The organism is Citricoccus muralis, from assembly GCF_029637705.1.
In the GTDB taxonomy this organism is placed as follows: domain Bacteria; phylum Actinomycetota; class Actinomycetes; order Actinomycetales; family Micrococcaceae; genus CmP2.
In genome coordinates this window covers 154449-170862 of sequence record NZ_CP121252.1, presented here as the reverse complement: position 1 = coordinate 170862, position 16414 = coordinate 154449, and the positions used below count along the sequence as shown (strand labels likewise).

The 16414-nt window shown below is 65.7% G+C and carries 16 protein-coding genes; 9 read left to right on the top strand and 7 right to left on the bottom strand.

What is annotated here, in order from left to right; translation table 11 throughout:
- Positions 1-549 precede the first annotated feature (549 nt).
- Entirely contained in the window at positions 550-2295 is a 1746-nt protein-coding gene (locus P8192_RS00795; protein ID WP_278157795.1) for a bifunctional 3'-5' exonuclease/DNA polymerase, read from the bottom strand.
- Between the two features lie 15 nt (positions 2296-2310).
- Here P8192_RS00795 and P8192_RS00790 point away from each other — a divergent pair, with 15 nt between their 5' ends.
- From P8192_RS00790 to P8192_RS00780, 3 genes are all read left to right on the top strand, one after another.
- Positions 2311-2826 (top strand): MgtC/SapB family protein, encoded by a 516-nt coding sequence (locus tag P8192_RS00790; RefSeq protein ID WP_278157794.1) that lies wholly within the window; start codon positions 2311-2313, stop codon positions 2824-2826.
- Positions 2827-2981: 155 nt separating this feature from the next.
- Positions 2982-3341, top strand: coding sequence for a hypothetical protein (locus tag P8192_RS00785; RefSeq protein WP_278157793.1), 360 nt, complete (start codon positions 2982-2984; stop codon positions 3339-3341).
- A gap of 255 nt (positions 3342-3596) precedes the next feature.
- On the top strand, positions 3597-4490 hold the full coding sequence (locus P8192_RS00780; protein ID WP_278157792.1) for an Abi family protein: 894 nt from the start codon (positions 3597-3599) through the stop codon (positions 4488-4490).
- A gap of 83 nt (positions 4491-4573) precedes the next feature.
- Here P8192_RS00780 and P8192_RS00775 read toward each other — a convergent pair whose 3' ends face one another.
- Entirely contained in the window at positions 4574-6187 is a 1614-nt protein-coding gene (locus tag P8192_RS00775) for a bifunctional NAD(P)/FAD-dependent oxidoreductase/class I SAM-dependent methyltransferase (RefSeq protein WP_278157791.1), read from the bottom strand.
- Positions 6188-6271: 84 nt separating this feature from the next.
- Between P8192_RS00775 and P8192_RS00770 the strand changes: the two genes are divergently transcribed.
- A complete protein-coding gene (locus P8192_RS00770) occupies positions 6272-6829 on the top strand; it encodes a helix-turn-helix domain-containing protein (RefSeq protein ID WP_278157790.1) in 558 nt (185 codons plus the stop codon).
- 27 nt (positions 6830-6856) lie between these two features.
- Here P8192_RS00770 and P8192_RS00765 read toward each other — a convergent pair whose 3' ends face one another.
- Positions 6857-8056, bottom strand: coding sequence for an ATP-binding protein (locus P8192_RS00765; RefSeq protein ID WP_347403417.1), 1200 nt, complete (start codon positions 8054-8056; stop codon positions 6857-6859).
- A 193-nt stretch (positions 8057-8249) separates the two neighbouring features.
- Here P8192_RS00765 and P8192_RS00760 point away from each other — a divergent pair, with 193 nt between their 5' ends.
- A complete protein-coding gene (locus P8192_RS00760; RefSeq protein WP_431521125.1) occupies positions 8250-9620 on the top strand; it encodes a uracil-xanthine permease family protein in 1371 nt (456 codons plus the stop codon).
- A gap of 199 nt (positions 9621-9819) precedes the next feature.
- A complete protein-coding gene (locus P8192_RS00755; protein ID WP_278157788.1) occupies positions 9820-10353 on the top strand; it encodes a hypothetical protein in 534 nt (177 codons plus the stop codon).
- A gap of 2 nt (positions 10354-10355) precedes the next feature.
- On the opposite strand, the gene P8192_RS00750 is transcribed toward P8192_RS00755, so the two are convergent.
- The 3 genes from P8192_RS00750 to P8192_RS00740 all read right to left on the bottom strand — a co-directional run bounded on the left by P8192_RS00750 (position 10356) and on the right by P8192_RS00740 (position 13387).
- Positions 10356-11207 (bottom strand): LysR substrate-binding domain-containing protein, encoded by an 852-nt coding sequence (locus tag P8192_RS00750; RefSeq protein ID WP_278157787.1) that lies wholly within the window; start codon positions 11205-11207, stop codon positions 10356-10358.
- 200 nt (positions 11208-11407) lie between these two features.
- Complete coding sequence (locus P8192_RS00745; protein WP_278157786.1) at positions 11408-11956, bottom strand: YceI family protein; 549 nt, start codon at positions 11954-11956, stop codon at positions 11408-11410.
- A gap of 138 nt (positions 11957-12094) precedes the next feature.
- Positions 12095-13387: a DUF4434 domain-containing protein gene (locus P8192_RS00740; RefSeq protein ID WP_278157785.1), complete on the bottom strand. Its 1293-nt coding sequence runs from the start codon at positions 13385-13387 to the stop codon at positions 12095-12097.
- Positions 13388-13526: 139 nt separating this feature from the next.
- On the opposite strand from P8192_RS00740, the gene P8192_RS00735 reads away from it, so the two are divergent.
- From P8192_RS00735 to P8192_RS00725, 3 genes are read left to right on the top strand one after another with little or no spacing between them, the layout of a single operon-like run.
- Entirely contained in the window at positions 13527-13853 is a 327-nt protein-coding gene (locus tag P8192_RS00735) for a helix-turn-helix domain-containing protein (RefSeq protein ID WP_278157784.1), read from the top strand.
- A 29-nt stretch (positions 13854-13882) separates the two neighbouring features.
- Positions 13883-14668 (top strand): ImmA/IrrE family metallo-endopeptidase, encoded by a 786-nt coding sequence (locus tag P8192_RS00730; protein WP_278157783.1) that lies wholly within the window; start codon positions 13883-13885, stop codon positions 14666-14668.
- A complete protein-coding gene (locus P8192_RS00725; protein WP_278157782.1) occupies positions 14665-15279 on the top strand; it encodes a hypothetical protein in 615 nt (204 codons plus the stop codon). Before P8192_RS00730 ends, P8192_RS00725 begins: the two co-directional genes overlap by 4 nt.
- A gap of 62 nt (positions 15280-15341) precedes the next feature.
- On the opposite strand, the gene P8192_RS00720 is transcribed toward P8192_RS00725, so the two are convergent.
- Positions 15342-16358 carry a 3,4-dioxygenase subunit beta gene (locus P8192_RS00720; protein ID WP_278157781.1) on the bottom strand — a complete coding sequence of 339 codons (1017 nt, stop codon included), beginning with the start codon at positions 16356-16358 and terminating at the stop codon, positions 15342-15344.
- Positions 16359-16414 lie beyond the last annotated feature (56 nt).

Sequence of the window (16414 nt, the reverse complement as noted above, 5' to 3'; positions counted from 1 at the left end):
CAGTGCCGTTCTGAATAGAGTAAAGGTATCGGCCATCCCCGGAAACACCCAGCCCATTGTTCTGCTGACCTGTGACCTGAAATTCTCCTGTAGGAGTGAACTCGCCGTCAGTGGCTATGAACTCACGGACCTGACCACCGGCATTTTGAGTATAGACTCCTGAACCGTCGCAATGCAGGAGTGGAGCGGCGAGAGCGGGAGGCGCACTTACCGTCGCATCAGCCACGACCAGACCGGAAGCCACGACTGCTGCCGTTGCGAAGGTAGCTAGGGTTTTCTTCAGCGATCGTGATTTTCGCCCGCGAAGCGTCATGCGTCTCCCTGTGTCATACGGTTTCACGCCCCCGAATCGGAAAATTCGCAGCGCTACCGCTCGATGAGCAAGTCCTCACACAGCCTACACAGGGCCGAAGGCCAGGGAGCACCCAGGAAAGAAAATGACAGAAAAGTTACCTGAAGTTCATGTGTCGGAGTCTGTTGTGCTCCACGTGCGCCGATCCGCGCGAGATTGTCGCACACGGCCGGCCGTCGGCTGCGACGTCGAATTGATCATTCCTTGACCGCCCGTTCGGCGATCTGCACGTCGAGCGGGAAGTCAACGGGAGCGCCACCAAACAGCAGCCGCCCCGCCGCGACGGCGGCGTCGCGAACGGCCTCGGCCGCTTCCTCCGCCAGCGCCTCCGGGGTGTGCACGATGACCTCATCGTGAAGGAAGAACACCAGGTGCGGGCGGTTCTGGAAAGCCAGCCCTGAGGCGGTGGCTCGCGGACCGTCGGTGACGGGATCGAGCCGGGCCAGGCGCAGCCGCAGGTCGGCGATCCAGGAGAGCGCCCATTCGGCAGCGGTGCCCTGCACCACGAAGTTGCGAGTGAACCGGCCCTGAGTGCGGGCCGCGTTGCGGGCGGCGCGCTCATCGGACGGACTGGCTTCGATGTCTGAGGCACGATCATGGAGCCGACGCCAGCCGGGGCTCGGGGCCGGGGAGGATCGGCCCCACCAGGTGGAGACGATGCCGCCGTTCTCGCCGGTGCGAGCTGCCTCATCCACGACGCGCATGGCGGCGGGGAAGACTTTCCGCAGCTGCGGGACGACGGTGCCGGAGACACCGGTGGTGCCTCCGTAGAGGGCGCCGAGCATCCCGATCTTCGCCTCCTGACGGGTGGCCACGATGTTCTGTTCGACGATGCCGGCGTAGAGGTCGCGGCGCCAGCCGGCTTGCGCCATCGCCCGATCCCCGGCCATGGCGGCCAGCACGCGCGGCTCCAGCTGGGCAACATCGGCGGAGACGAGCACCCAGCCGGGGTCGGAGCGCAGCGCGGGACGCAACAGCCGGGGCAGCTGCAGGGCTCCGCCGCCGGCGGCCGCCCAGCGCCCGGTGACCACGCCGCCGGGCACATACACCGGGTGGTACCGCCCCTCGCGCACCCATTCGTCGAGCCAGGCCCAGCCGTTAGCCGAGAGCAGCCGGGCCAGCTTCTTGTATTCCAGCAGCGGTTCGATGACCGGGTGCTCTTGCTCCTCGAGCTCCCATTTGGAGGTGGAGTCCACGCTGAGCCCGGCCCGGTGCAGGGCGCGCAGCAGCTGGGTGGGCGAATCGATGCTCAGTTGTGGGGCGTTCAGGGCTGCGCGCACCTGCTCGGCCAGCTCGAGCATCTTCGCGGGTTTGTGCCCTGCCGCTGGTCTGGGGCCGAGCGCCTCGGTGAGGATCCGCTGATGCTCGACGACGTCCCAGGGGGTGCCGGCCGCGCTCATCTCCACGGCGGCGAGCGCCCCGGCGGACTCGGCGGCCAGCAGCAGGTGCAGCGCGCCGGGCCGGCTACTTGATGCCACCGCGGCCCGCTGCCGGCGGAACTCGTCCAGGGCGGAGTCGAGGTCATGCGGGACGGTGTGTGCGCTGGGTCCGGCGTCGTAATCAAACAGGGCGGTGACCAGTTCGGGGCCGGCGATGTCGCTGGGCCCGGCATCCCACCGGGTGTCGGCGGCCAACTCGGCGCGCTCGGTGACGCTGGCGGCGTCGCGCAGAACCGCGTGGCACAGGCGCAGGTCATGGCACCGGCTGAGGGTGATGCCAGCGGCCACCAGTCGCGGGTACCAGTGCGGGGCATCGCTGAACACCCAGCGCAGCCCCGCGGTTTCGGCCTCCAGTCGGGTGACCAGCTCCGGCAACTGGGCACGCTCGACGTCGTCGCGTCCAAGCTCCGCGCCGTCGAGACTCAGCCACACCAGGCTCACCCGCCCGCCCGGAATCGTCCCGAGCACGCACCACCGCGGGGTCGGGACGTCGGGGCTCGGCATGGCCCCAGTCTACGGTTGCTGTGGCTCGAGCTTGGCCCCTCCTGCATCGCCGCTCAGATCGTCACCGGCATCGGGTTTCTCGGCGCCGGGGTGATCTTCGTGCGGAAGAACATCGTCTCCGGGCTCACCACGGCCGCCTCCATCTGGGTCACCGCCGCCGTCGGCATGGCCTGTGGCGCCGGCATGCCGCTGATCTCCGGGCTGACGGTGCTGCTGTACCTGCTGGCGGTCACCGTGATCAGTCCCCTCATCCGCCGACTGCCGCACCAGGACAAGACACGACTGTTGACGGTCCGCTACACCGACAGACACGGGGCCCTGCGCGACATTCTCCGTGTCGCCTCCGAGGAAGGCTACGAAGCAGTCCTCTCCCAGACGACCCGGGAGAAGTCGGACAACGGCAGCTACGCGGTGGAGGCCAGCATGCGCTTCACCCGCCAACAGGGCACCGCCGGCGAGACCCTGCTGACGCGCCTCAGCGAACTCGACGACGTGCTGGAGGTCCGAGCCGTCGACGAAGACCACGACTAACAGACACTCGACAATGCGGCGGCTGTCCATGCCCGCCGTCGTTCGTCGATAAGTTGTCGATTTTTCGTCGCATATCCGTAGATTGACAGTGCGCATCGCGGTACCTTGGGGACGCATCTAGAACGTGGCAAAATTCTGAAGAAAAGGGACCGGCGATGGCTTCGACCGACGCCGGAACAGCTCATGCCGAGATGGCGCGTCTGGGCGTCCGAGAAATTGTCCGGAGACTCAACCAGGCCCTGGGGGTAGCCCTCGTGGCGTCCTTGGCGGGCAACAAGGGCAAGAAGGTCAGCTACGGCTGGGCAAAAGTGGGCGGCCTTGAGCCGAAGGATGACTCCTTGGCCCGGATGATGCTCGCGTACCGTGCCTGGACCCACGTGGCTGAAGCTGAAGGCGACCACGTGGCCAGACTCTGGTTCATCAGCGCAAACCCGTGGTTGGGCGAAATCTCCCCCCCCTTGAGGCAATCCGCCAGGATCGCTCACAAGACGTCATGGCGGCAGCGCAGGCGATGACTGAAAACCGCTTCGCTGGCTAATGTGGATCTGCACACATACGGGCCTCGCAGTGGCGAATGACCTGCGGCCAAAATTCGAAGAAAAGTCATACTTGTCCTCGCCTACGAGTCCCCTGACTGTACTTCCACGAGTTGTGTCAACGCGCGTTGACAGTACCGCGCGGGTCCAAATACCATGTAGGTAATCGACCCCCTCCCAAGCCTCTCCACGATGCTCAAATGGGAGGGGCCTCTTTTTTCTCGAGGAGTGTGAGTGAAGCCGAGCCTGACGGTCGCGGAGCAGGTTGAACTGTTTGCGAAACGCGGGCTCGTCATCACAGACCAGGAAGAATGCTCCCGGTTCCTGCGTTCCACGAGCTACTACCGGTTCTCCGGTTACTTTCGATACTTCCAGCGCGCTCCGCATCTCGGGGATAACACCTTCGATCCAACAGTCACGTTCGAAGCAATACCTGCGATTTATGACGCGGACGAGAAACTTCGGGCAACGCTGACACGGTCGCTCGCCCACGCGGAACTGCTACTTCGCACTCACGTCGCGAGGGTAATCGCGGATAAGCACGGAGGGTACGGAAACTATCTCGACCGTGACTTCTATTCGGATCTCGGCGACGCAGAGCCGACCGTGGAGTCATGTCTACGCGACATCGAGCGCAGCAGAGAGCGTCACATACTTCGCTACCGTACGCCTGGGATTGAGATCCCGCTGTACGCAGACCTGCCGGTGTGGTCGGCGGTCGAAGCATGGTCCTTCGGGACCTTGTCGAAGGTCATTGAGCGCGGCGATCAGGGCTCCTTGGGTAGGGCCGTAGCGTCCAGCATCGGCGTTGCACAAGCAGGGTTCGCATACCGGGTTAAGGCACTTGTCTATCTCCGCAATCGTTGCGCTCACCACAGTCGACTATGGAATCACTCGGTCATCGATGCGGGACCGACTCCGAACAACGTCCGGAGCAAAGGGAAACGCGTTGCCGGCCAATTCAGCCCACGCTCCGTCCTCGATGTCGTCGCGTCCCTTGGCGATATTCTCATCCGTGGCAACGCGACTCCGCCAATTCTGGATGACCTCGTGATCCAGCACGGAGCGCACGAAGAATTCTGGAACGGACTTCGCCAACCAGTCGCTCCGCAAGACCACCAGGAATAGCCCGCGACTGGGTTTTTGCCAGCGGAGAGCCGAAGGTTTTTTGGTGCGTGAAGCATCGAGAAGCGACACTCCGTCTTCGGCCCTCAGCTCGCCCGCCGAGCGCGCAGCACGACATCGTGAACATGGTGGCTGGTGGCCGCTCCGGCGGGACGCTCCCGGCGCTCGTTCACCTCGATCTCCCATTCCGGCGAGGCAGACAATGCCTCCACGACGTCGTCGGTGCTGACGAACGCCTCGTGGTCGAAGGGCCGGGTGACGTCCGAATCCCCGTGCGAGTGGGCCTCCCGCATGTCGGCGACGTCGTGGTTGATGATCAGCAGTCGCCCGCCGGGTGCCACCGCGCCGAGGAGGTTCACGATGCCGCGCGCATCCGGGGTGCGCGGAATCGACGCGTAGGACGCGGTGACCAGGTTGTAGCGCTGCCCGGCGAAGGGATCGGCGGCGTTGGCGTCGGCCTGCCGGGTCTCCACCGGGATCGAACGCCGCTGCGCCTCGGCGCGGATGCGGTCAAGGGCGCGGTCGGAGATGTCGCTCGCCGTCACCCGCCATCCCTGTTCCGCGAGCCAGAGCGCGTCGCCGCCCTCCCCCGCACCGACGTCCAGCGCGGTGCCCGGTGTCAGGCCCTTCACCTCGGCGACGAGGGAGCCGTTGGGGTTGCCGCTCCACTGTCGCTCCCCGCTGTAGCGATGGTCCCAATCGGCGGCGTGGGGCGCGGGTCGCGCGGCGGCCGCCAGATCCTCTTGGGCCAGGTCAAAGCTGACCATCGCCCCGACCCGGGAACCGGCAGCCGCGGTGGGCAGCACCTGCAGCATCGGCTCGGCGAGCGTGCCGGCCGCATAGAGGCCGGGCACAGCCGTGGCCCCTGTCATCGCGTCCGCCTCCACGTAGCTCGCCACACCGCTCGGGTGCTCGCTGACGGTCAGGCCGAGACCGGCGAAGGGTGCCACCTGAGCATGCAGCTTCGTGCTGACAAGGATGGTGTCGGCGTCCACCTCACCACCGTCGGCCAGCCGCAGGGCGCGCAGCCGCCCGGATTCGTCGTCGAGAATCCGCTCCACGGGGGCGACGATCACGCGCACCCCCGCCGCCCTCAGCGCCGCCAGCTGCGGCTCCTCAGCGGAGGCACCGGCGTGCACCACCACAGTGAGCCGGTCGGTGAGCTGACGCAGCATCGGCAGGGGGTGCAGGCCCGCGGGCGAGGTGACCAGGGCGACGATGCGCTGATCTCGCGACTCGTATCCGTGGCAGAAGGGGCAGTGGATCACCGAGGCGCCCCAGTGCGCGGCGAGGCCGGGGAGCTCGGGGAGCTCATCGGTCAGTCCGGTGGCGGCGACGACGCGCCGGGCGTGCAGCACGTGCCCGCCGGTGAGCTCGATGCGGAAGCCCTCGGCTTCGCGGGCGACGTCAACAGCGCGGCCGGTGAGCACCTCCGCGCCGTAGGAGCGCACCTCCTCGCGGGCAATGTTCAGGAACTCGCGCGGGGAGCGGCCTTCGTGGCCCAGGTAGCTGTGCATCGCCTCGGCCGGTGCGTTGCGCGGCTCGCCCGCGTCGACCACGATCACCGAACGCCGCTGCCGGGACAGCTGCAGGGCGGCCGCCAGCCCGGCGGCCGAGCCGCCGATGATCGCGACGTCGGCATGGCGAGTCATGGAGGGCATAGCAGGTATGGCGGGCTGGTGCTGGTCTGAGGAAGTCATACCTCGAGCCTAGCGAGAATCTCATAAATCGCATACACTCTTGCAGTATTCGCAAACAGCCCCCGCGCTCAGGAACGGAGCACCATGTCCGAGATCGAACAGGTGGTGCGCACCCGCCTGCGCAGCCTGCGCCGCGCCCAGTCCCTCTCCCTCGACGATCTGGCCGAGCGCTCCCACCTCAGCCCCTCCACGATCAGCCGCATCGAAACCGGCAAGCGCTCGATCAGCCTGGACGTGCTGCTGCCGCTAGCCCGCGCCCTGCGCACCGACGTCGAGACCCTGCTCGAGGATGACACCGACGACGACGTCGTCATCCGCCCTCTGCCCAGCCAGGAGGGCTCCCGCACCACGTGGATGCTATCGAAGGCGACCGGCAACATGCGGGTACTCAAGGTCCGACTCGAACCCACCGGTGTGGTCCCGGAGCAGCGGGTGCACCCCGGTCACGACTGGTTCTTCGTGATGGAGGGCCGGATCCGCCTCTTTCTCGGCGAGCGCGCGGTCATCGTCGAGGCCGGTGAAGCTGCAGAGTTCTCCACCATGACCCCGCATGCGTTCGTGGCCGAAGGCGGAGCCGCGGAACTGCTCATGGTGTTCGATCAGGAAGGCCACACCGTGCATCGCCACGACGGCACCGAATGAGACGATTCCTCGAACACCCCGGCCGCATCATGCACCCAGGAGCGCAAGCGGCACCACAGCCACACCGTCTTCCCTCCGGTAGGCGTACTTTCCTGTGGTGACAACGATCAGGTCTGACACGTCATCCTTGAGTTGCTCTTTCAGCCACAGCAGGTGCTTCACGTCTCCGGAATCCACCGAAGCCGCTAGCTTGACCTCAATTCCGAGCACCTGGCCATCACGGCCCTCCACGATCAGATCCACTTCACGGTCGCCATTGCGCGTGCGGAGATGCCCCACCCGCGCTCGCGCTGCTTGCGCCGCCACCTTGACAGTCAAAGTCACCAACGACTCGAACAACGGACCTGCCATATGGGCACCGCGGGATGAGGACAGTTTCTTCGCGTTGAGGTTCAGCAGACGTGCGGCCAAGGCTGGGTCCGCGAGCTGATGCTTAGGAGCCTGCTGCAGCCGGGCGAACGGACTGGAGCTGGGGCTCCATCCGGGCGTAGGGTCCAGTAGCCATAGTTGAGTCAGGTGATCTCGGTAATTGATCGTCGTCACCTTCGTGGGCTGGTACCCGTCACCGGCCGTGGTGGCATCCAGAATCTCCGAGTATTTGGCCGTGCTCGACGAGGCCGCGGCGTACGCGGCGAGCCAGCGTCGCAAAACTTCAGGTCGGCGCGACGTAAACCCTAGGTCCGGCAGATCACGGTCAATGACCCGTTGCACGTAGGCTTCGAGCAAGTCTTCGCGAAACAATTCTGGGCGTGAGGTGATGCCCGGAAAGCCGCTGGCTTCAACGGCTTCCATATAGTCTGCGACGCCGAACTCTGTTGTACCCTCAATGTCGCCCCCACCCCCGTGCAGCAAGGCTTTCAAGCTCACCGTCGGGGCCGCTTCACCCCGTTCATACAGGGCCATGGGCCGCATCCTCAAAGACAGGATCCGCCCGGCTCCGCTGTGAGTTCCTTGACTGGAAGCCGGCGTGGCACTGCCCGTCAACAGAAAACTGCCAGGAGTGGCATGGTCGTCGACCTGACGTCGGACTGCGTCCCACACCTGCGGCAGCTTCTGCCATTCATCAATCAGCGTGGTCCCTTGAGCGCGGTTCGAGAAAGACAGATCAGCACTTAACAGCGACCGCTGATCGTCATCATCCAGCATCCACACCGATGCGGCCCGGCGTCGCGCAGTAGCCGTTTTCCCGACGCCTTTGGGGCCTTCGATCGCTATCGCCGGAGCCACCTCGAGCAGCTCATCCAGCTGGGAGTCAAGTGTTCTTGGAGAGTAACTCACCCTTCTACTATACCTCCAGCACGGCTCCTACTATACCTCCAGCATGGTTCTTACTGTACTTTGAGCAGACTTTCTATTGCACCTCCAGCAGAATCTCGATCTCAAGACTGGCTCAGTGGAGGGGTGTTCTAAACTATCCAACGTGTCTTCCACTCACTCTGCACCCACCGGTTCCGATTCCCGCTCCGCGCTCGACAAGCTCGGCCTGAAGTGGACGGTCCACGGCGACGGCTGGCATATCCGCCCCTCCGAAGTCGTCGCCCCCAACGAGCGCCTGGCCTGGCCGAACACCATCGGCGTGGGCGTGCAGCACGTGATGGCCATGTTCGGCGCCACCGTGCTGGTACCGACCATCACCGGGTTCCCGCCGGCGGCCGCACTGTTTTTCTCCGGGGTGGGCACCCTGCTGTTCCTGCTGCTCACCCAGGGCAAGGTGCCCAGCTACCTGGGCTCCTCCTTCGCGTTCATCGCCCCCATCACCGCCGCCACCTCGCAGCACGGCATGGCCGGGGCGCTCGGTGGCGTGCTGATGGCCGGGGTGCTGCTGTTCTTGGTCGGTGTCGTCGTGCAGATGGTGGGCACCGGGTGGATCCATGCGCTCATGCCCCCGGTGGTGATGGGTACCATCGTGGCCCTGATCGGGCTGAACCTGGCTTCGGCCACCACCGCCGGCATGGAAGAGCTCACCCTCACCACGTTCTCCACCATGGGCGCTATCGTTCTCGCTGCTGTCCTGTTCAAGGGACTGCTCGGCCGGCTGTCCATTCTGGTGGGCATCGTGGTGGGCTACCTGGTGGCACTGGCGCAGGGGCAGGTGGACTTCGCTCCGATCTCCGAGGCCGGCATCATCGGGCTGCCGCCGTTCCAGACGCCCGAGTTCCACTTCAATGTGGTGTTCCTATTCCTGCCGGTGGTGTTCGTGCTGGTGGCGGAGAACATCGGGCACGTGCGCACCGTGGGCCTGATGACCCGCCACGACCTCACCCCCTCCTACGGCCGCGCCCTGATGGCCGACGGCCTGGCCACCACGCTCTCCGGGCTGGGCGGCGGCGTCGGCAACACCACCTACGCCGAGAACATCGGGGTGATGGCCTCCTCCCGCGTGTACTCCACCGCCGCGTACTGGGTGGCCGGACTGACCGCGATCGCTCTGGCGTTCTTCCCGAAGTTCGGCGCGCTGATCGCCACCATCCCCGCCGGGGTGGCCGCCGGTGCCGGGATCATCCTCTACGGCATGATCGGCATCATGGGCGCCCGCATCTGGGTGCAGAACAAAGTGGACTTCTCCAACACCATCTTCCTGATGACAGCGGGGGCCGGGCTGATCATCGCCATCGCCGACCCGACCATCGTGGTGGGTGGCGCCGAATTCGGTGGCATCGCCCTGGGCACCGCCGCCACGGTGATCGTGTACCACGTGATGACGCTGATCGCCCGGTTGCGCGGATCCGAGCCCGTATCCGAGAACGACGAGGAGAGCTACTCGGCCACCGAGCCCGGCAAGCTCGGCTGACCCGGCTCCGGACGCACGAATGCCCCACCCGAAGGTGAGGCACCGGCAATGGCGGGTTAGCGTTCTGCCGCTATCCTGCGCCTGCAATCTAGCAGAATGATTCCGGCCTGGTCGCGTTGAATCCATCGCTTCGCGGACGACTTGACCCAGCCACAGCTTCGACACCGCCGTCACCGTCACGGATCCACCCCGCTACCCGGTGATTGCCGACTGGATCGCCCGCACCGCGCAGACGATCGGAGCTCAGCGGATCATCATCACCGGATCTTCCGGCGGAGGGCTGGCGTCCCTACAGATCGCCACCTACATCCCCGGAAGTATAGCGATGCCGTTCAATGCGCAGACGGCCGTATCGAAGTATCGCACCAAGAGCGTTCCGGGCCTGAGTCCACAGCGCAATTACCTCCGTCGAGTCATGCCTCATCTTCAGCCCGATGTTCCGCTCGACCAGTTGGACCCCGGGGAAGACTGGTCGGCTCCGTTGGGCGCCAGGCTCTCCGCCGTGACGCGTTACCGCGACGCACAGCCCAACCGGGTCCACTATGTGCAAAACTCGAACGACGATCGACACATGACGGATCACTATCAGCCGTTCCAGCAGGTGATCCACCACGGGCCGAACCAAGATCACGTGCGGTTCCACTTCTATGATGGCCCCGCCGGTCATGTTCCCCCACTGCCGCGCATCCTGAAGGCCGAGTTGGATTCCGCCCTCGCAGGGTTCGAAAAGTAGGCTCAGCGCCGCCGACCCCGAGCGCCCTTCTTCGCGGTGGTCTTCGCGCTCTTCGCACCCTTTTTGCCGGTTTTCGGTGCGGGTTGCTTCTTTGATGGCTTTTCCTGCGTTTGTTGCCTCTGCTCGGGCACCGCGGAGCTGCGCGACGACGACGGACGCCGCCCGCGGGCCACCCCGATAAAGTCCTGCACCAGCTCCGAGTCCAGGTCCCGACGCCAGGCCAGGGCCACCTGCCACCCCGGATGTGCCGCGCTGGGCTCCAGGGGCAGCGTCACCAGATCGCGGCGGCCAAACATCCGCGCCACCGAGGCGGGCAGCACGGTGTACCCGGCACCGGAGGCCACGATCTCCAGTGCCATCCGCTCCCCCGCCCCGGGCTGCTCGGGCACATCCAGCGGGTCGGCGTCGGGTGCCACGACCGGGGCGAAATCCCGCGGGTCCACCTCGGCGTCGTCGAGCGCCTCTAACTCCGCAGCGGGCAGCGGGCCGTCCACGTCGGGAGCCCACGCCGCCAGCACGTGATCGCGCCCCACGCACACCACCGGCTGCTCCTGGTACAGGGTCACCACGTGCACCTGCTCGGGCTCGATTCCGGCCGCCGTGAGTACCTCCGACGACGACGCATCCAGCCGCCAGCGCACGTAGCCCAGCTGCGGAATCCCGCGCGGTAGCTCGCCTTCGGCTGCCGGTCTCAGGTGCGCGACCTGCGCCGCCTCGTCCTGGTTCACCAGCTGCACGGCCCGATGCCGGGACGTGAACCGCTCCACCCATTTCGAGGGCGTGGCGCCGGGGACGGTCACAATGAACAGCGTCTCGGCGACGGTGTCGTGGGCAGCTCCGGACGCATCAGTCATGCACCCAGCGTAATCGCCCGAATGGCTCGTCACCGATCGATGTTCGGGAAATCCCGGCATTCCGTCGCCCGCGGAATCGGCGCGTTTCCCGAACAACGCGCCCGCCAGCACCCAGACACAGCAGCGGGCGCGGCCGAGAACATGTCTCGACCGCGCCCGCTCGCGCGTCAGGTGACGCTAGATCAGGGTGCGAGCCTGAATCAGGCGTCGTCGCTGGAGAGAACGAAGGAAGCGTCGATCTCGATCTTCACCTTGTCGCCCACGAGCACGCCACCGGTCTCCAGGGCTGCGTTCCAGGTCAGGCCGAACTCCTTGCGGGAGATCTCGCCCTTGGCCTCGAAACCGGCGCGGGTCATGCCGAAGGGATCGACGGTCTCGCCGCCAAACTCGCCCTTAAGCTCCACCTGGCGGGTGTTGCCGAGGATCTGCAGGTCGCCCACGAGGGTGAACTCGTCGCCGTCGACGTCCTTAATCTCGGTGGAGACGAAGGTCATGTGCGGGTGGTTCTCGACGTCGAAGAAGTCAGCGGACTTCAGGTGACCGTCGCGGTTCTCGTCGCGGGTGTTGATCGAGGCCAGGTCGATGGTGACGTCGATCTTCGCGTCCGAGAAGTTCTCGCCCACCACGGCCGTGCCGCTCACGGTGTTGAACGAGCCACGCACCTTGGAGATGCCGGCGTGGCGAACAATGAAGTTCACCTCGGAGTGGGAGTTGTCGAGGTTCCAGGTGCCTGCGGTCAGCTGAGCCATGATGATGTCCTCCTTGAAGAACGTCGGGGAGTATTTCAATTTTGTACGAACACCGAGCATAACCGCTGCTCGCGGGGGTCTATTCCCCATCGGTAGAAAATTTTTCAGAAATTTTTCGAGCCCGCTTCACGACCAGCCTCAGGGCAGCTCGCCGACCCCGGCCGCACAGGCTCCGCGGCCGAGATGTGGCAGCTCAGCAATGCTGTTCTGACCGGCCCACTGGTAGCCTATGGCCCCCTGTACGTAGGCATCTACAGCTGCCAGTTGCTCCTCCACCCGATCGCGCGTGGAGTCCTCCCGCGACTCGGAATCGCCTCCGCCGGGGGTCATCGCCTCAATGGTGACGTAAAGGTGCTCGGCGTCGACGTGGTGCAGTGCGGCGAAGTACTCCTCGGTGGTGTATTCGTGCTCCGCGGACTCATCCGCCTCCAAGGCGGTGGTGCCCACGCCGAGGCCGTCCTGCGGGGCGACGAAGATTTCGGACTCCCCTCCCAGGTCCAGCAGCTTCTGGTAGCCGGCGGCGGCCGTGTCCGGGGTCAGGGTGGCGGCATCGGCGCGGCCCTCGAGGTAGGGGGCGATCAGCACGGGGGCGCCGGCGTCGACGTCGTCGATGATCTCCACCTGGCGACCGTAGTAGTCGGTGACCGGGTTCCAGTGGTCGGCGTCGGTCAGCGGCATCTCCATGGCCAGGTAGTACCCGTCGGCGCCGCGCTGCTGGTAGGCCCGCACGAAGTACTCGTTGAACCCGTCGACGACGTCGGCGTAGCTGTTGTCCGGCAGCCAGGTGTCACCCTCGGTGCGCATCTGCGGCACGGGCAAGCCGATGTAGCCCTGCGCGTCCAGTTCGGGGGCGGTGCGCAACAGGGAGTGAAACGGGTCGTTGCCGTCGTCGCTGGAGGTGATGACTACGGCGTTCTCAAGCTCGACGATCCCGTATTCGGTGTCGCCCTCGTGGATGATGGCGTCGTCGTCGAGCAGATCGGTGTCTTCCCAGCTCATCTCCACGGTGTAGCCGTAGACGTCGTGAGTGCCCTCAAGGTCATCCACGGCGTCGCGCACCCGCTCGGGGTACTCGTCCCTCTCCGTAGGGCGCACCCAGCCCCCGAAGGTGACGGCGTCGGTGTTCATCAGCTCGAGGCGCTCCGCGGTGGACTCGTCACTGTTCTGGGGCGACATGAATCCGGCCACGAAACGCGCGTCCACCCGGCACACCGGGGGCGGTTCGGAAGGGCTGGGCCCGACCGTGGGTTCGTTTCGGGTGGGCTCACCCGCCTGGCTTTGCTCTCGATTCCCGCTCTGGTTCCCGCCGTCGTCGTCGCCCGTGGCCAGCACGATGGCCATCCAGCCCAAAAACACCACGGCGAGGATGATGGCCGCGAGCGCCACCCCGGTGCGCAGAGAACGGGACCGAGCGGGCGGGGAAGCAGGCATGCCTCCAGTTCATCACGACGACGGCGGCCGGGGACAGCTCTGAGGCGGCCCGGTCGCGCCGCCGAGTGCATGAGATGCACAACACCCGCCAGCGTGGTACTCTGAATCACCCACAGCAAAGTGATTCACGAGGTGCCTCATGAGCAGCATCACCGCCGCCATCAACACCGCGCTCGAGCACAGCACACTCTCCCAGCGCGCCCTGGCCGAGAAGACCGGAATCTCGCAGCCCACCCTGAACCGGATTCTGACCGGCGCCCGCGAGGCGAAGCTGCCCGAGATCATCCTGATCGCGGACGCCACCGGATGCACGGTCGCCCAGCTCACCGGGACGGGCGTCTCAGAACGCGTGGAGTGCGTCGCGCGGGCGACCAACGGATCGGGCATGGACACGATGCGGCAGCGGCTGCTGCACTTTATGGAACTCGATGCCTATCTCGACGACCAGGCCATTCCTGCACCATGAGGGGGACGTCGGAACAGCAAGCACGTGAAATGGCCGAACAATTCCGCGAGGAACACCGGCTCGGAGTCCAACCACTCGGCGACCTCGTCGCGCTGATCGAGCAATCGACGGGACACGATGTTGCCGTGCTGGACGCGGAACCCGATGAACACGGCCTCACCATGCGGGATCCCGTTCGGGACCGGGTCTTCATCGGAGTAGCTCGCACGCCACATCCGATGCGGCAGCGCAGCACGCTGGCTCACGAACTGGCTCACCTGATATTCGGAGATCGCGCCCAGGATCTAGCGGAACGCTCCCCGGCGGAAAAGCGCGCCGACGCCTTCGCTCGACATCTGCTGGTTCCCCAAGAAGGGTTGAGAGAATTTCTGGGCGTCGTAGCGAAAGCAACGGAATCCACCCTTTCCGATGTGGTCCAGCGGTTCCTCGTATCCCCAGCCATCGCCGCCATTGCGATGAGAGACGCCAGCTACATCTCTCCCGACACCGTTTCGGAATGGAAAGATCTCTACACCCCGGAGCTGGCGACGCGTTTCGGCTGGCAGGACCAGTACCGCTCCCTCCAGGAAGACTCACAGCGGCTCCGTGCCCCACAATCCCTGGTGGCACGGGCGAACGCCGGTTACGCCGCCGGTGTGGTGAGCGCGCAGACCATCGCCAGCCTGCGCGGCGTCAGCGAAGAGCAGGTCGTCAAAGAGCTGTATGAGGTCGGGCTGGCACCCAGATCTCCAGCCGAGGCCGACTTCGAGGTTGAGGACCTGCCCACCGTGACCGTCGACCTCACGGGCCTGGAGGATGATGGTGAGGACGCATGAGGCAACGGCCCATCATGGATGCTGGCCCAGGCCTTAATTTCTTCTCGATCAATAAAGAGCGCCTGCTCTTCGGGACCGTCGGCCCACTCTCGATTCCCGAAGTCGTGGAACAAGAGATCATCCGAAAATCCGGTCAAGATCAGCGATTCACCGCGGCCGAGCGCGTCCTCAGAAAAATTCCGTCCCGTTACCTCGAGATCCTCCGAGACGACCCCACCACAGAACTCGCCACCGCCGTCAGCCGCATCACCGGGATCCCCTTCCACGACCGCATGCGCACCAGCAAAGACCTCGGTGAAATCATGGTCGTGGCCCATGCTGTCGTCGCCGCCGAACGTGGGGACGACCTGCTGGTCTTGATCGATGACAGCGGAGGACGACGACTGGCCATGGCCGAAGCCGAGCGACTTCAACGCAAGCAACGCTCCGGCACCGCCTGCGGAGGCATCCGACTGGTGAACACCACGACCGTCCTCCGAAACGCCGCCGGCAAGGACTTTCTGCCGGATAAGTCCGCCCTGCGCGCCGTGTATGCGAAACTCCGTCAGCTGAACGACGGACTTGCTCCCCTGGAGACCGCGGGACTGCTCGACCTCCCCTGCTGGACGTGAGCTGACGCTCCGGACGATCGGCAGGCGACCGCCCGGTGCGCCGTCGCGATGAACCGCTCGGCTCAGGTGCTGGGCGGGGCGCCGCCGGGGGCACCCTGCGCACCGCCGCCGCCCGGCATGCCGCCGACCTCGGACTCGGTGGAGGTGTCGATCGGAACGTCGATGCGCACCGTGTAGCCGGAGGACACCGAGCCGGAGATCTCGGGCACCTGCAACTCCCAGCCGTCGGAGAACACGTTGTCGGTCTCGAGGGTGACGCCGCTGAGGTTCTGTGCGGAGCCGGTGTAGCGGGAATCGGCGTAGACCGCGGTGGAGGCTTCCTCCGGCAGGGCGATCTGCGAGGTCAGCACCGCATGGGTGGCATCCGTGATCGAGTCGATATCGGGGAACACCTCGAAGTGGATGTGCGGCCAGCGCCCCGCATAGCATCCGGGGAAGATCGTGGTGAAGGTGACCGTGCCGTCATCGCCCACCACCTGGACGCCGCGCAGATAGGTCTCATTCTCCAGGCCGGTGGAGTACATCGAGTACTCGCCCACGGCGTCGCAGTGCCAGATGTACACGGCAGCTCCGGTCATGGGGCCGTTGCTGTTCACCATGTCCACGATGTTCATAGTCAGGATCATTTTCACGCCGTCCGCGGTGGTGCCGCCGTCGATGCTGGAGCGGATGTCGGAACGCTCGACGCCGGAGATCTCCAAAACGTCCTGCCCGTTGGAGCCATCGCCCGGGTAGGGGCCGGCGGTCTCGCCCGGCATCTCCTCGGTGAAGTCTGCGGCGGAGGTGGATGAGGACGACGTCGGGGCACAGGCGGCCAGGGCCAGGGCACCGGCACCGATCCCGAACACGCCGAGCGCGCGACGGCGGGAGATCGCCGTCGTCAGGTCGAAGGCCAGGCCCTGATCTTCGACGTCCTCGTGCGGGCGGTCCAGGGGGCGGCCCTCGAAGGTGGGGGCGGCGCCGGAGGCTGCGTCGGAGGTGAGGGCGTCGTGCTCGGAGGCGGTCGGATACGCGGTGTATCGGGGATTCTCCGCGTGCTCGGGGGTGGCACGGCGGCGGGAACGGAAGAGCGGGGTCATGGTGCGGTCCTTTCGCAACGGTCGGGATGACGTGTCTGAACGAGCATCCCGCCCCG

Excerpts from the sequence above, each read along its gene's own strand:
- P8192_RS00735 (WP_278157784.1), top strand. The coding sequence starts at position 13,527 with ATGAGCAGCATCACCGCCGCCATCAACACCGCGCTCGAGCACAGCACA.
- P8192_RS00745 (WP_278157786.1), bottom strand. The coding sequence starts at position 11,956 with ATGGCTCAGCTGACCGCAGGCACCTGGAACCTCGACAACTCCCACTCC.
- P8192_RS00750 (WP_278157787.1), bottom strand. The coding sequence starts at position 11,207 with ATGACTGATGCGTCCGGAGCTGCCCACGACACCGTCGCCGAGACGCTG.
- P8192_RS00775 (WP_278157791.1), bottom strand. The coding sequence starts at position 6,187 with ATGACTTCCTCAGACCAGCACCAGCCCGCCATACCTGCTATGCCCTCC.
- P8192_RS00770 (WP_278157790.1), top strand. The coding sequence starts at position 6,272 with ATGTCCGAGATCGAACAGGTGGTGCGCACCCGCCTGCGCAGCCTGCGC.
- P8192_RS00730 (WP_278157783.1), top strand. The coding sequence starts at position 13,883 with ATGGCCGAACAATTCCGCGAGGAACACCGGCTCGGAGTCCAACCACTC.
- P8192_RS00740 (WP_278157785.1), bottom strand. The coding sequence starts at position 13,387 with ATGCCTGCTTCCCCGCCCGCTCGGTCCCGTTCTCTGCGCACCGGGGTG.
- P8192_RS00795 (WP_278157795.1), bottom strand. The coding sequence starts at position 2,295 with ATGCCGAGCCCCGACGTCCCGACCCCGCGGTGGTGCGTGCTCGGGACG.
- P8192_RS00785 (WP_278157793.1), top strand. The coding sequence starts at position 2,982 with ATGGCTTCGACCGACGCCGGAACAGCTCATGCCGAGATGGCGCGTCTG.
- P8192_RS00720 (WP_278157781.1), bottom strand. The coding sequence starts at position 16,358 with ATGACCCCGCTCTTCCGTTCCCGCCGCCGTGCCACCCCCGAGCACGCG.
- P8192_RS00725 (WP_278157782.1), top strand. The coding sequence starts at position 14,665 with ATGAGGCAACGGCCCATCATGGATGCTGGCCCAGGCCTTAATTTCTTC.